The sequence below is a fragment of the Tenacibaculum xiamenense genome, from assembly GCF_964513065.1.
Classification (GTDB): Bacteria; Bacteroidota; Bacteroidia; order Flavobacteriales; family Flavobacteriaceae; genus Polaribacter; species Polaribacter xiamenense.
This window is the reverse complement of the sequence record NZ_CAZEQU010000011.1, coordinates 177,991-192,470: the sequence shown is the minus strand read 5'-3', so window position 1 is coordinate 192,470 and position 14,480 is coordinate 177,991. Positions and strand designations below refer to the sequence as shown.

Genomic DNA, 14,480 nt, shown 5'->3' with positions numbered 1-14,480 from the left:
TTTGTAATAAGATTAGAAGTTAACACCCAATTTAAAACCAAAACTTCTTGAAGAAGCATAAGACATGTCCTCAACTCCACCAACAATACCTTGCCCCTGAACGGCCAATTGTTCAGGATCGAAGTGAGGAATATCGCTAATAGCAAATAGATTCCTTCCAATGAGAGAGAGGTTTACTTTTGCTCCATTTTTTACAAAGCCGAAAGCATTGTTTTTTAAATGGAAAGTGTAGCCTAAAGAAAATTGACGAAGCTTTAAAAACGAAGCATCATATACATTGTTTTCTTCATGGTTTCTATCATAAAACTGACGGTAATAACTTTCAGGAGTTACCGCTGTAGTATTAGGAGTGTATACTGGATTTTGAGTGGTTCCTGTGTTAACAACACCCTGAGCAATAATTCCTTCTTCAGGTCTATATGCGGTCTCTTCTAGTTGACCACCAACACCCGCAAGGGACAAAGTTCTTGAAACCAACTCTCCTCCTTGACGCCAGTCAAATAAGAAGCTTAGATTCCAGTTTTTATAGCTGAATTCGTTATTAAAACCAAGAGTGAAATCGGGATTGTAGTTTCCTAGTTTTTTCAATGTTGGATCAGCGATAAACCTTCCCTCGGGAGTCAAAACAAAGTCGCCATTTTCATTTTTTAAGTATCCCGTACCATAAAAATCTCCAATTCTTCCACCTTCTTCTACTTGAAACCAAACCGTTTGATCTGGATTGTTATATACTCTAGAATAAGCCAAAGTTACTCTACCACTATTTTGAGGTAACGATTCAATAGTTGAAACATTTCGACTGAAGTTTACCGTAGTATTCCACTTAAAGTTTTCATTTTTTATTGGAGTACTGTTCACAACAATCTCAACTCCTTGTGATCTAACCTTTCCTCCATTTACAACTTGTTGATTGAAACCAGATGATATTGGAATTGGAAGTGATAAAATTTGATCTTCAGTTAAGGCATTATAATAGGTAACATCAAAGTTTAATCTATCGTTGAAAAAACGCAGATCTGTTCCTATTTCAAAAGAAGTCGTTTTCTCAGGTCTTAAGTTCGGATTTGGAATAAAATTCTGACTCGTAAAACTAGGCTGAGAATTTACATTTGTTGTTGGAAGGAACGTCCTTGAGGTTTGATACGGGTTTGTATCGTTTCCTACTTGAGCAATACTAGCTCTTAACTTAGCAAACGATATTGCTTTCGGGAGTCGAAATAGATTGCTAACAATTAAACTCGTTGAAGCTGAAGGATAGAAGAAAGAGGTGTTCTCTGCTGAAAAGGGCGTAGCCAAAGCGCTTGACCAATCATTTCTACCAGTAATGTCAACAAATAAGGTGTTCTTATATCCAACTTTTAGCAATCCGTATAAACTATTGATTCTTTTCTCAGAAGAGAAATCAAAGGTTTCAATCGGAGAAGCAGCATTGTTAAAACTGAAAATTCCAGGTTGTGCTAGTTGCGTTGTTTGTGTTTGCTTTGTAGTAGCTTTCTGACGAAGTTGATTTCCTCCTAAAGAAATATCAACATCAAAATCAGTTATTTTCTTAGTATAGTTCAGTAAGAAGTCTGTGTTGATTTCTCGATAACTTACATCGTGTTCTGCATAAGCACCATTTCTAAATCGGTTGGTACTAAAGTTCCTTAAAAACCTTCTTCTTTCTGTTGAGTAATCCATTCCTGTTCTCAACGTTGCAGATAAATCTTTTGTGATTTGTTGCTTTAAAGATACATTTCCGAAAACACGATCTCTGTTGAATTCATTTCGGTTTTCATGTAAAATAAAGTAAGGATTGTCAAAGAAAGTATAATTGAATGAATATTGTTGTCTTCCTTCCAGTCCAGGTTGCCAATAATTCCTCAGGTTATCAATATTTAAAGACCTCGGACCCCAAGCGACTAGTGAATAATTTACATTTTCAGAGCCATATCCATTCGAAGGCCTATTATCACTATTACTATTTACATAATTGATATGGGCTGAAACTGTTGTTTTATCGGATGGAAGAAACTGAAGATTCGTTGCAATGGTCTTACGCTTTAAATTTACTCCAGGTATAATAGATTCACTATTTAAATCTGTAAACGAAAGTCGATAATTTCCTTTCTCAAACCCAGAACCGATAGCAATATTATTAATGGTAGTTATTCCTGTTCTATAGAAGTTTTTAAGATTATCTGGATTAGAAACAAAAGCAGTCGGTGTGATTGGTAAACCACTATAAAGTGAAGTATCTCCTCCTCGTACAACTGTTCCATCTGGTAAAGTTACAGGGCTGTCAAACTGCGGAATTAAAGTTCCTTGATCTAACCTTGGTCCCCAACTATAAGTAATGTTGTCGTTAATTCCTGCACCTAACCCATCAACAAATTCGAAATTACCTGAGTTTCCTTGTCCGTATAAATTTTGAAATTGCGGTAACTGAAAGGCAGTATCAACAAATAAAGACGAATTCAAACTTACTGAAAATTTATCTCTAGCTTTTTTAGTATTGATAATAATAACTCCATTCGAAGCTCTTGTTCCGTAAAGTGCAGCAGCGCTAGCCCCTTTTAATACAGATACCGATTCAATATCATCAGAATTTACTTCCATCGCACCATTTCCGAAATCTACTTCCTGAAAACCAGCAGCGGCTTCATTGGTAAAATTGAAAACAGTATTGTTATTAATAGGTGTTCCATCCACAATAAATAATGGATTATTATTGGTAAATGATTGCTCACCTCTAATAACAATTTTCGAAGAAGATCCAACTCCAGTTGCACTCGCTGAGGTAATTGAAACACCGGCAAGTTTACCAGTAAGGTTGTCTAAAAAGTTTACCGCTTTCACTTCTGCGATATCTTTTTGTTGAATGCTCTGAATGGCGTATCCCAATTCTTTAGATTCTCTTCTTTTATTTAAAGCAGTAATAACAACCTCGCTCAATCCGGTGGTTGCCTCAGAAAGAGTAACGTTAATTGTAGTTTTGTTTTGAATATGAACCTCTTTGGTGATGTAACCAATCGAAGAAAAAACAAGGATACTTTCCAAACTATCTGTTTTTATAGAATAGTTTCCGTCAATATCGGTTACGGTTCCTGTTTTGGAGTTTTTAAGGGTTACATTAATGTATGGAATTGGAGTTCCGTCAAGTTGTGATGTTACTGTTCCTGTTACCAATTGCTGTGAATAGGTACTATGAACAAGAAACAACATCAATCCTAGTAAGATTTGTTTCATCTGTTTATATTTATTGTTTTTCAATAGTCAGATGTAACCTTTGATGTTTAAAATAATCATTCTTCTGTGTGTTTAATAATTATTTTAAACATGTCGGTTTCATGTGTTAAAAATTGTAATGAATTGTCCTCCCTTAATGAAGACATATGGCTATGGTTGTTCGAAATATGTTAGCTTATTGCAGGAGAGCCTTTGTTAAAGAAGTAAGCCGAATAATGAAATCCAGTTATTGGTAAGTATGTCCTTCTAACCTGTTTTTTAAAATTATGAATAAGAGTAATAATCAGACCTCTTAAAATTTCTGATAAAGAAAAGTGGTTGCTAAAGTAAAGTAAATCATGATAAGAGTCGATATCTTGTAGATACTCTAGTTTTTTAATTTTCGATCCTTTTGATTTTAGTAAATCTTCAAGATCGTTGCTTAAAAATTTTGTTTGCCATGAAAGCGAAAGAAACTCGTTTAAGTCGAATTGATCTTTACAAATACCTATTAAATAAACACCACCATCTTTCGAAGGACCAATTACATTTTGCCCTTCTTGAAGCTTGTGAATGGCTTCCTGAATATGACTTACTTTTAGTTCGGGGCTATCATTTCCGATTGTGATTACATTCTTGAAACCTCTTTTGAAAATATCATGAATGGCATTTGAAAATTTTTCGGAAAAATTGGAGCCAACTTGAAGACTTTCATCATAAACAATAACATTTGAACATGCCTTCTCTGCAAGCTTTACCGTTTTTGAGTTTAGGTAATCAATGAGCCTTTCGTCTTTTAAAAAAGACTTATGATGCATTTCTTCTTTTGAAGAATTCGCAAAGATTAAAATGGCTGTTTGATCTGCTCTTTTTAGCATTGATTACTTTTCAATAAAGTTATGATAAGTAGAGTCGAAATCAAAAATTAATCATTACAGAATAAAATAAAAAAACCACCAAATAACTTGGTGGCTTTATGAATTTCTTTAGATAGACTATCTCGTACTATCTTTTCCCATTAGTGGATTTAATGTATTTTTCCAGTGCCATAGTCATTGAAGGAGTTTCCGGTGCTGGTGCAGCAATGTCAACTCTCAATCCCCTGTCTTCTACTGCTTTTTTAGTTGAATTTCCAAAAACAGCGATACGAGTGTCATTCTGTTTGAATTTTGGGAAATTCTGATATAAACTTTCAATCCCAGAAGGACTAAAGAATACTAAAATGTCATAGAAAACATTTTCTAAATCCGATAAATCACTTACAACTGTTCTGTATAAGTCAGCTCGTTTCCAATCAACACCTAATTTGTCTAATTCATTTGGAATTAAAGCCTTTAGCTTATCTGATGACGGTAGTAAGAACTTCTCATCCTTATGCTTTTTAATTAACTTAGTTAACTCAGGAAATGTTCTCGTTCCTACATAAATCTTACGCTTTCTATAAACAACGTATTTCTGTAAGTAGTAAGCAACTGCTTCAGATTGACAGAAATATTTCATGTCGTCAGGAACTGTAAAACGCATTTCTTCGGCAATTCTAAAGAAGTGGTCAACTGCATTTCTACTGGTTAAAATAATAGCTGTATAGTTATTTAAGTCAATTTTTTGCGCTCTTACCTCTTTTACAGGTATACCTTCAACATGAATAAAAGAACGGAAATCAACTTTAACTTTCAGCTTGTCGGCTAAGTCAAAATAAGGAGAAGTTTCGGTTTTAGGGGCTGGCTGGGATACTAAAATAGTTTTCACTTTCATAAATTTCTCTTTACGTAGTTGTTGTTTTATAAAGAATTAATAGCGGAGCTATTTCAAGTGTGCAAAAGTACAAAATAAAATAAAACAACTTACCTAGAATGAGTCTTTTATTATTAAATAAAATCAACAGTGTCCTGAAAATAAGAAGAATAATGAATGATGAGAGTAAAAAATAACCACTTTTAATGGCATATTTGTTCAATATTAGTATCGGAAAAATTAGCAAGCAAACGGTGAACATATACCCGTACTTGAGTTGTAAAAAATAATTGACATTTTCTTTAAGTGCGAGCACATTAGCAAGAAAAATATCAATGAAATATTTTGTAAGTATATAAAAGAAAACAGCTGCAAGTGTTTTTGAAAATGATTGAAAGCCTTGATTTTCAAAAAGTAATTCGTTGAAATATGAATAAAAGACTAACGAAATCATGATAATACTAAAAGCAAATAACGTTAGTTTAAAAGGAGTAAAAATGCTGATGAAATCTTCTGCTTTTTTTTGGAAAAAACCTGGGCTAAAAAACGCAATGCTATAACCAACGAGCTGTTTTGGTTTTAATAATTTTAAAAGAGCAATTAGAACAAAGGAGAATAAAAGCACCAGTGTAAACCAGCCTTCTTGATTATTGGTAAGTTCAATTGCTTGCAAGAAATACGTTTTTAAATCTATTTAAAACAAAAATACATGTTTTTTTTCACTTAAGAATACTCAATACTCGTCCATAATAAGCGGATTTATTCATAGAAAATTGAAAATAATGGATTTGTAAATTATGTGATTTTTTTAGAAAAAATTAGTTTTTTATAAAAGAATATTAGCAATATTTTAGTGTATCTTTGCGCATATTTATACAAAAATATGATGTCAGACACCGTAGTTATTATTCCTACATATAATGAAAAAGAAAATATAGAGGCTATAATAAGGGCTACTTTTAGTCAAGAAAAAAAGTTTGATGTTTTAGTTGTTGATGATAATTCTCCCGATGGAACAGCTTCCATTGTAAAGGAACTGCAAAAAGAATTTGAAGGACAACTGTTTCTAGAAGAAAGATCAGGTAAAAACGGATTAGGTACGGCTTACATTCACGGTTTTAAATGGGCTTTATCAAAAGGATATGAGTACATTATTGAGATGGATGCCGATTTTTCTCACAACCCAAATGATTTAATACGATTATATAAATCTTGTGCAGAAGAAGGAGGTGATGTTGCTGTTGGTTCTCGATATTCGGTAGGGGTAAATGTGGTAAACTGGCCTATGAATAGAGTGTTATTATCGTATTTTGCCTCTAAATACGTGCGTTTTATTACTGGAATTCCAGTACATGATACCACAGCAGGTTTTGTTTGTTGGAAGCGTGAGGTTCTAGAAACAATAAAACTAGACAAAGTGAAGTTTGTTGGATATGCTTTCCAAATTGAAATGAAATACAAGGCTTGGAAGCATAACTTTAAAATAAATGAAGTCTCGGTAATATTTACCGATAGAACTAAAGGAGAATCTAAAATGAGTGGAGGTATTGTTTACGAAGCTCTTTTTGGAGTAATAAAAATGAGATTAAACGGATTACCTAAATAAAATGCAATCATACTTAATAAAAAAAGCAAAGATCGTTAATGAAAATAAGGTTTTTGTTGGCGATGTTCTTGTAGAAGGAGCTTATATCAAGCAAATAGCTGAGAATATTGAATCAAGTGACTCGATAATTATCGAAGCAGAGGGGAAATATTTAATCCCAGGAATGATAGACGATCAGGTACATTTCCGTGAGCCAGGTTTAACTCATAAAGCAAATATTGGAACAGAAAGTAAAGCGGCTGTTGCAGGTGGTATTACTTCTTTTATTGAAATGCCAAATACTGTTCCTCAGGCAACTACTCAAGAATTATTGGAGGATAAGTTTGATATAGCAAGTAAGACTTCGTATGCAAATTATTCATTCATGTTCGGAGGAACCAATGACAATTTGGAAGAGTTGTTAAAAACGGATCCGAAAAATGTTGCGGGAATAAAGTTGTTCTTAGGATCTTCAACAGGAAATATGTTGGTAGATGATGAAGAGGTATTAGAGAGAATTTTTTCTTCTACAAAACTTCCGATATCAGTTCATTGTGAAGATGAAGGAACGATCAGAAAAAACACGAAAGAGTTTGTTGATAAGTATGGGGAAGATATTCCTATTAAATACCATCCAATTATTCGTAGTGAAGAGGCTTGTTATTTATCATCTTCAAAAGCTATCGAATTAGCTAAGAAAACTGGAGCACGTTTACACGTTTTCCATTTATCTACAGCGAAAGAAATGGAGTTGTTTAGAAATGATATTCCTTTAGAAGAAAAGCAAATTACAGCTGAGGTTTGTGTTCATCATTTATGGTTTACTGATAAAGATTATGATGAAAAAGGAACGCATATTAAATGGAATCCTGCAGTTAAAAGACAAGAAGATAGAGATGCTCTTTGGGAAGCTCTATTAGATGATAGAATAGATATCATTGCAACGGATCATGCGCCTCATACCTTGGAGGAAAAAGATAATGTGTATACCAAAGCTCCTAGTGGAGGACCTTTAGTACAACATGCTGTAGTTGCTGTTTTGGAAAAGGTGAAAGAAGGTGTGCTATCAATTGAAAAGGCGGTTGAAAAAATGAGCCACAATCCAGCAATTATTTTCAAGGTGGAAAAAAGAGGATATATCAGAGAAGGATTTTATGCTGATTTGGTCTTAGTAGATCCTAACGACTCTTGGACAGTTGAAAAAGAGAATATTCTTTATAAATGTGGATGGTCTCCGTTTGAAGGTCAGGAGTTTTCGAATAAAATAACGCATACATTCGTTAGTGGAAACCTTACTTACAATGAAGGTAAATTTAACGATGATATTAAAGGACAACGATTAGCGTTTAATAGATAATGAATAAAATTTTATACATTTTCTTGTTAATTCTTTTGGCTTCTTGTACCAGTAACACTATTTACAAGGAGCCAAAGGATTTAATACCTAAAGACACAATGGTTTCTTTTTTAACTGATATGTATTTAGCTTCTTCAGCTAAAAATATTAAAAACAAATATTTAAAAAAGGAATCTAATTATGTGTTCTTAATTTACGAAAAGTATAAAATTGATACTACTAGATTTGAGCGAAGTAATGTGTATTATACTTCAAAGGCAGACGAGTATTCTGAAATCTTAAAACAGGTAAAGAAGAAAATAGATAGCTTAAGTACCTTATATCGAAAGAAAAAAAGGGTAAAAGATTCTTTAAATAGACCTTCAATTTCAAAATTAAAAGACGGAAAAATAGTAGAGGGAAAACCAATACTAGACAGACCTAAGATTGAGGAATTGGAAAGGGAGAAATAGTTTTGTATTACATTTCCTTTTTATAATCTTCACAAATTGAGTTAATGCTTAGGGAAATTGAAGTAAACTCGAAGTTCAGTGCTTTCTGAATTTTTTCCGAAGAATAATATGATTTATGATGCGATGATCTTGCCGAGTTTTTGGTTAACAAAGGTGTTTTACCAGTTAATTTGGTAAGTAGCCAGTCAAATCTCCAAGTAAGTTCGGTTATAAATTTGCCCACTTTTATTGAAGGTGCTTTCTTCCCGAAAGTTAAAGCAATTTCAGTCAAGATTTCTTTGAATGATTTATTCTCTGAAACCAAAATAAAGCGCTCATTATCTATGTTTGAATTAATAAGTGAGATCATAGCTTTTACAACATCATTTACACTTACAAAACCTGTAACTCCTTCAGTATAAAATTTAAAATTGTTGTAGGCTTGTGTAAATAGCTTTCCAGAACCTTCATGCCAAAAACCGCTGCCTAAAATAACACCAGGGTTTACAATAGCTACAGTTATGCCTTCCTGACTGCCACGCCATACTTCCATTTCAGCACCATATTTTGTGATGGCATATCCATGTTGGTTACCAGTGTCTATTAACTCATTTTCTTCATTGATAAATTGTCCGTTTATCGAATCTCCCACGGCAGCTATAGAACTAACAAAACAGAGCCTTTCTACATTATGATCAATGCAAAAATTAACGATGTTGGCCGTTCCATCAATGTTTACGCGACGCATCTTTTTATAATCTTTAGGATCAAAAGAAACTAAAGCTGCGCAATGATAAACTTTGGTGATTGAATGAGAGAAGACTTTATTAAGAGATGGAATATCAGTAATATCAGCTTTAATCCATTGTATTTTATCAAAAAGAAGATCCGATTTATCGGTATAATAAGAGAAAACTTTTCTTGTACTTTTTATCTTTTCTTCACTTCGATAAATAGCTAAAATGGGATCATTCAGCAGGGCTAAATGATATAATAAATGAGAGCCAACTAATCCTGTTCCACCAGTAACTAAAATCATACTGCGAAAATAGAATTTTTTGTTTGATAAATGTATCTTTGTTCACTTAAAACAGAAAGATATGACCAAGAATTTAGTTGAAGAATTACAGTGGCGTGGAATGATTCACGATATTATGCCTGGAACAGAAGACCAATTACAAAAGGAAATGACGACAGCGTATATTGGTTTTGATCCAACTTCAGATTCATTGCATATCGGTAGTTTAGTACCTATCATTTTGTTAGTGCACATTGAAAAGGCTGGGCACAAGCCAATTGCTTTAGTAGGAGGTGCTACAGGAATGATTGGTGATCCATCTGGAAAATCAGATGAGCGTAATCTTTTAAATGAAGAAGCATTAGCACATAATGTTGCAGGAATTAAAAGAACATTAGGACGTTTTCTTGATTTTGATAATGGTGCTGAAAATTCTCCAGTATTGGTGAATAATTACGATTGGATGAAAGATTTTTCATTTATCGAATTTGCTCGTGATGTTGGAAAGAGAATTACAGTGAACTATATGATGGCAAAAGATTCTGTAAAAAAGAGGATTTCTGGCGAAGGTGGAGCAGGAATGAGTTTTACAGAGTTTACTTATCAGTTAATTCAAGGATACGATTTTTATCATTTACATAAAGCGCACAATTGTAAACTTCAAATGGGAGGTTCAGATCAGTGGGGTAATATTACTACTGGAACTGAATTAGTGAGAAGAATGAATGTTGGAGAAGAGGTAAAAGCATATGCAGCTACTTGTCCATTAATAACCAAAGCAGATGGTTCTAAATTCGGTAAATCTGAAGGAGGAAACGTATGGTTAGATGCTGATAAAACATCTGTATATAAATTCTACCAGTTTTGGTTAAATACTTCTGATGAAGATGCTGAAAAGTATATTAAAATCTTTACGTTCTTAGATAAAGAAACCATTGATGGTTTAATTGAAGAGCATAAAGAAACACCTCATTTAAGAGTTTTACAAAAGCGATTAGCAGAAGAGGTAACTATTTTTGTACATTCAAAAGAAGAGTTAGATAAAGCCATTGCGGCTTCAAATATTTTATTTGGGAAATCTACAGCGGAAGATTTAAAGAGTTTGGATGAGCAAACATTCTTAGATGTTTTTGATGGAGTTCCTCAGGCTTCTGTATCCAAAGAAGATTTTTCTGAAGGATTGGATATGATTGGAGCTTTAGCTGCTAAAACAAACTTCTTAAAGTCCAATGGAGATGCAAGAAGAGCATTAAAAGAAAACTCTATCTCAGTGAATAAAGAAAAGGTAAAAGATGATTATACAATCACTAATACAGATTTAATCGCTGATACATATGTGTTATTACAAAGAGGAAAGAAAAACTACTTTTTATTAAAAGTAGAATAGCTTAAGAAACAGCTTTAAAGTTATAAGTTAAAGGGCATCGCTTACAGTTGATGCCTTTTTTTAGATACTTATTACAGCATTTACTTTTTGGCTTTAAACAATTTGAAGCACATGCACTATCACAGGCAGAGCTCACCATTGTTGTTGGAGTTACAGAAGAAATTTGCCTAACTTTTTTAGTATCAATATAAAAAACAATCATTCATTTCAAATATAAGTCGGTGCAAATATAGTTTTTTATTTAGAATAAATTAAAATTAATTTTAAATATCTATGATTTTTACCTTGGATATTTGTAGTGTAGTAAGTTTTCTATCAGATAATTAGTGATGTTTTTTGTTATGTTTAAATTTTTTCTTCTACTATAAAGGTTTGATTTTAAATTATCATAATCATCTTTGATGTTGAAACCTGTTTAGTTAATTATTATGTTTTATAAAATGTATATCGTGTTTATGGCTATAGGAGGTCTAAATCATTGCTGGATGCGAGTTTTTGAAAGCCCATTTTAAAAAGCGTATCGGCTCTTGTTTTTTCTTTATGATTTAATAAAGTCATGGTCTTCAGAATATTTTCTTTAAAGTTAACTCTAGGATATTTCTTATGAACATCATGGATAAAACCTGGTGATAGCTGAAAAGAATGGGCACCAATTACATCCATTGCTGCTCCCTTAGACAAAACATAGGCCTCATTCCCAAATTTTTTTCTGTTAACATAAGGGTTTAGGTGCATATCAATGCTTGTTTTCATATCGTTTGCACGGATTTTATCCACTCCGTTGTTAAGCGCAAACTCTTTAGTAAAACTACCACTATGAACGGCAAAGCACTGTTTGCTGCACGCGTGGTTGTGTTTATCTGTTAAACCGATGTCATGTAGAATAGATGTGGTACATAGAAATTCTTTATCGATTTTTAAGTTTTGTGAGAGTGCTATACCTGCGCTGAAAAAATAGGTTCGGTAGCAATGTTTTAATAGAGAAAAATTATAAAGATCATTTGCTTCTTCAATCGCTAAGCGAACGATTTTCGAATCGGGAATAGATATATTTTCAAAATCAATCCCGAAATAAGATTTTAGACCGAGTCTATGAAGTAGTTTATTTTTGTTTTCTCCTATTTTGGAAGTAATAAGCGAAAATTTGAATCGTAATGTTTCTTTGCTGCTTAATACTCCTTGTTCGTTGTATATGCTTTTCATTTCTTTTTAGTTATTCCTGAGAAGCAAAATTACACAAAACATACTGTATGGTATGTTTTTGTGTAAAAAAATTATGTTAATGTTTTTAAATATGTCTTAAGTTGTTCTAAGAAAATGTGATAAGGGGCAGTAGTTGTTTCTAATTTCCCAAGATTCCTTGCTCCCCAATATCCAGATAAAATAAACATAGCTGTTGATTTCGTGTTTACGTTCTCGTTAACAGTTTTGTTTTTTCTACCTCGTTCAAGTGCGGTAATTAATGAATTTAACCATTGATCCACGACTTTGTTAAGGGCATATGAAAAAGAAGTATTCCAGGGGGTCATTTCTTGTATAAGATTAGAAGCTGGGCAACCAAGTTCAATTTTTAAGAAGGGATCTTTCATCAGAAGGTGCTGAAATAGAACGTAAATTGAAAACAAAGGATTATCTTCATTTTCAAGTTGTTTAACAAAAACTTTAGATAAACGAGGTGTTATAACCTCGTTAATCATGGCAATTCCCATTTCATCTTTGTTTTTAAAATGATAATAAAAAGCTCCTTTTGTTACTTGAGTTGTAGCAATTATTTCATCGATACTCGTAGCTCGATAGCCATTAGAATAGATTAACTCAAAAGCTTTATTTAAAATACTTAAACGAGTTCTTTGTGCTTTTTTCATTGCGTAAATATTAATCTTTTACAAAGAAACTAAATTTGTTTAAGAAAGGTTTTAAGATTCTATCCTAATCACAACTTATCATAATACTTTAACAAATACAAAATTCGAATTGTTGATGTGATGATTCTATTTTAGAGGTTTTGGACTTAGAATTTTAATGATGTTGAGATTACAAAAATTAAAAAGGTATTCTTTTGTCTAAAAAAATAAAGTAAAGTACCTTTGTAGTTCGATATGCATTTTGTGAATAACAATCAAAATGTTATTAGAAGATATAAAAAATCCTACGGGGAAAACTCGTGAAAATTAAATCTCACAGTGTGAGTGTTAACCAACTTTGTTTAAAACATCGATAACATATTTCTTTGTATTTCTATACCTATTAGCGATGCTTCGCCCGATAGGACCTTATGTAGAATATGTAATTAATTATGATTACATAGCAAAGGTGTTATGTATAAACAAAGACAAACCAGAAATGAGTTGTAATGGTAAATGTCAACTGATGGACAAGCTTCAAAAACAACAAGAAGACGACTATCAATCCTTACGCATTTCAATGGAAGAATATCCAATAGGGTTTATTTCTATTTTAGATATACAAACAAATCAATCATTTCCATCTACTTCAAAAGAATACTTCAATTATGATGGAAACTATTCTTACTTGAGAATACAAGAGGTTTTTCATCCACCAACCGTTTAATTGTAATCTTATCACTTTTCTGTTCAATTAGTACTTATTTGATCTATAAGAAACGCATGTTTATCGTATTGGTAAAGCCTTTCTGTGTGATCAATTAAATGCTACTGACTAGTCCGAAAATTACTATAAGACAAATTCCAAAGTTTATTTCATAAGGCATACTATAAAAATTAAACTACCAGTAGTTTCAAATTTCGAATGGTATGAAATGCATAAAATGTGCATGGTAGTCTGTATGTAAACTGAAATAAATCAGGTACAATAAATAACAATTAAATAAATACTCTCTGTGATAATAATTCATTTGGAAACAGAGAGTAATACTAAAAAACTATAAAAATAAATGGCGAATCATTTATGAATGAGAACCGTTTATCTACAAAATTTAAAAGGATGAAAAAAATAATAGTATTCATAGCGGCGGCTATGGTATTCACTTCATGTAGTAATAATGAAGAAATTAAGAACGATTTAGAAGGAAAAAACGATGTTGTAATTGAGTTTGATAATGGTTTTAAAAACGATAAACTCATATTGGGGTCAACATATACAAATGGTAATGGTGAAATTTTAACGGTGAACTCATTCGACTATATCGTAAGTAATTTTGTCTTAGTAACAGATGAAGGAGAAGAAGTGGTTTATCCTAAAGATCAAGGATATTTTATTGTCAGTGAAGGAGGTAATGGAAAAACTAAAAACGTTGAAATTTCATTAAAGGATGTTCCAGCGGGAAAATATACCAAAGTGAAATTTGGAATTGGAGTTGATAGAGAGCGCTTTCTTCAAGGTCAGGCAGCTCAAGAAGACTTCTGGACTTTGGCTGAAAATTATAATATGACTTGGAGCTGGCAAGCTGGGTACAAATTTGTTGTACTAGAAGGGAACTACAAAGCTGATGCACAAGCTACAGAAGATATTTTTATGCTTCACATTGCAAGTAGAGGTAGCAGTGGTGACGATTTATATAGAGAAGTTGAGTTGCCAATGGATTTAGCTATTGTAAGTGCGGAAAAATCACCTCAATTACATGTAAAAGTTGATGCCAATGTAATGTTAGATGGTCAAGAGAAAATTAAACTTGCCGATCAATCTACAATCATGGGAGGGCCAAATGCATTAAAGATTGCTGATAACTGCAAAGGCATGTTCATGGTACATCACGTTCATAACGGAAATCATCATTAAAA

At 32.6% G+C, this 14,480-nt stretch carries 13 protein-coding genes; 6 read left to right on the top strand and 7 right to left on the bottom strand.

All coding sequences use genetic code 11. The features are described 5' to 3' along the window. Nucleotides 1-12 precede the first annotated feature (12 nt). The 4 genes from ACKTTV_RS04120 to ACKTTV_RS04105 form a co-directional block, all read right to left on the bottom strand. Nucleotides 13-3,228 (bottom strand): SusC/RagA family TonB-linked outer membrane protein, encoded by a 3,216-nt coding sequence (locus tag ACKTTV_RS04120; protein ID WP_408029545.1) that lies wholly within the window; start codon nucleotides 3,226-3,228, stop codon nucleotides 13-15. Nucleotides 3,229-3,398: 170 nt separating this feature from the next. Beyond that, nucleotides 3,399-4,085, bottom strand: coding sequence for a TIGR04282 family arsenosugar biosynthesis glycosyltransferase (locus ACKTTV_RS04115; protein ID WP_408029544.1), 687 nt, complete (start codon nucleotides 4,083-4,085; stop codon nucleotides 3,399-3,401). 127 nt (nucleotides 4,086-4,212) lie between these two features. Further along, nucleotides 4,213-4,962 (bottom strand): uroporphyrinogen-III synthase, encoded by a 750-nt coding sequence (locus tag ACKTTV_RS04110; protein WP_408029543.1) that lies wholly within the window; start codon nucleotides 4,960-4,962, stop codon nucleotides 4,213-4,215. 10 nt (nucleotides 4,963-4,972) lie between these two features. Beyond that, a complete protein-coding gene (locus ACKTTV_RS04105) occupies nucleotides 4,973-5,566 on the bottom strand; it encodes a DUF4271 domain-containing protein (RefSeq protein WP_408029762.1) in 594 nt (197 codons plus the stop codon). Nucleotides 5,567-5,827: 261 nt separating this feature from the next. Here ACKTTV_RS04105 and ACKTTV_RS04100 point away from each other — a divergent pair, with 261 nt between their 5' ends. Genes ACKTTV_RS04100 through ACKTTV_RS04090 form a run of 3 tightly spaced genes read left to right on the top strand, consistent with a single transcriptional unit; the run spans nucleotide 5,828 to nucleotide 8,335 of the window. Next, nucleotides 5,828-6,547, top strand: a complete 720-nt coding sequence (locus ACKTTV_RS04100; protein ID WP_408029761.1) for a polyprenol monophosphomannose synthase — start codon at nucleotides 5,828-5,830, stop codon at nucleotides 6,545-6,547. A 1-nt stretch (nucleotide 6,548) separates the two neighbouring features. Next, complete coding sequence (locus ACKTTV_RS04095) at nucleotides 6,549-7,883, top strand: dihydroorotase (protein ID WP_408029542.1); 1,335 nt, start codon at nucleotides 6,549-6,551, stop codon at nucleotides 7,881-7,883. Continuing rightward, complete coding sequence (locus ACKTTV_RS04090; RefSeq protein ID WP_408029541.1) at nucleotides 7,883-8,335, top strand: DUF4296 domain-containing protein; 453 nt, start codon at nucleotides 7,883-7,885, stop codon at nucleotides 8,333-8,335. The genes ACKTTV_RS04095 and ACKTTV_RS04090 overlap by 1 nt, the downstream gene beginning before the upstream one ends. A 7-nt stretch (nucleotides 8,336-8,342) precedes the next feature. On the opposite strand, the gene ACKTTV_RS04085 is transcribed toward ACKTTV_RS04090, so the two are convergent. Beyond that, nucleotides 8,343-9,353 (bottom strand): NAD-dependent epimerase/dehydratase family protein, encoded by a 1,011-nt coding sequence (locus ACKTTV_RS04085; protein WP_408029540.1) that lies wholly within the window; start codon nucleotides 9,351-9,353, stop codon nucleotides 8,343-8,345. A 61-nt stretch (nucleotides 9,354-9,414) separates the two neighbouring features. Between ACKTTV_RS04085 and tyrS the strand changes: the two genes are divergently transcribed. Then, complete coding sequence (gene tyrS, locus ACKTTV_RS04080; protein WP_408029539.1) at nucleotides 9,415-10,719, top strand: tyrosine--tRNA ligase; 1,305 nt, start codon at nucleotides 9,415-9,417, stop codon at nucleotides 10,717-10,719. Between the two features lie 459 nt (nucleotides 10,720-11,178). Here tyrS and ACKTTV_RS04075 read toward each other — a convergent pair whose 3' ends face one another. Continuing rightward, nucleotides 11,179-11,922 (bottom strand): HD domain-containing protein, encoded by a 744-nt coding sequence (locus ACKTTV_RS04075; RefSeq protein WP_408029538.1) that lies wholly within the window; start codon nucleotides 11,920-11,922, stop codon nucleotides 11,179-11,181. 71 nt (nucleotides 11,923-11,993) lie between these two features. Next, entirely contained in the window at nucleotides 11,994-12,584 is a 591-nt protein-coding gene (locus ACKTTV_RS04070; RefSeq protein WP_408029537.1) for a TetR/AcrR family transcriptional regulator, read from the bottom strand. 388 nt (nucleotides 12,585-12,972) lie between these two features. Here ACKTTV_RS04070 and ACKTTV_RS04065 point away from each other — a divergent pair, with 388 nt between their 5' ends. Next, nucleotides 12,973-13,290, top strand: a complete 318-nt coding sequence (locus ACKTTV_RS04065; RefSeq protein WP_408029536.1) for a hypothetical protein — start codon at nucleotides 12,973-12,975, stop codon at nucleotides 13,288-13,290. Nucleotides 13,291-13,683: 393 nt separating this feature from the next. Continuing rightward, on the top strand, nucleotides 13,684-14,478 hold the full coding sequence (locus ACKTTV_RS04060; RefSeq protein WP_408029535.1) for an MbnP family protein: 795 nt from the start codon (nucleotides 13,684-13,686) through the stop codon (nucleotides 14,476-14,478). Nucleotides 14,479-14,480 lie beyond the last annotated feature (2 nt).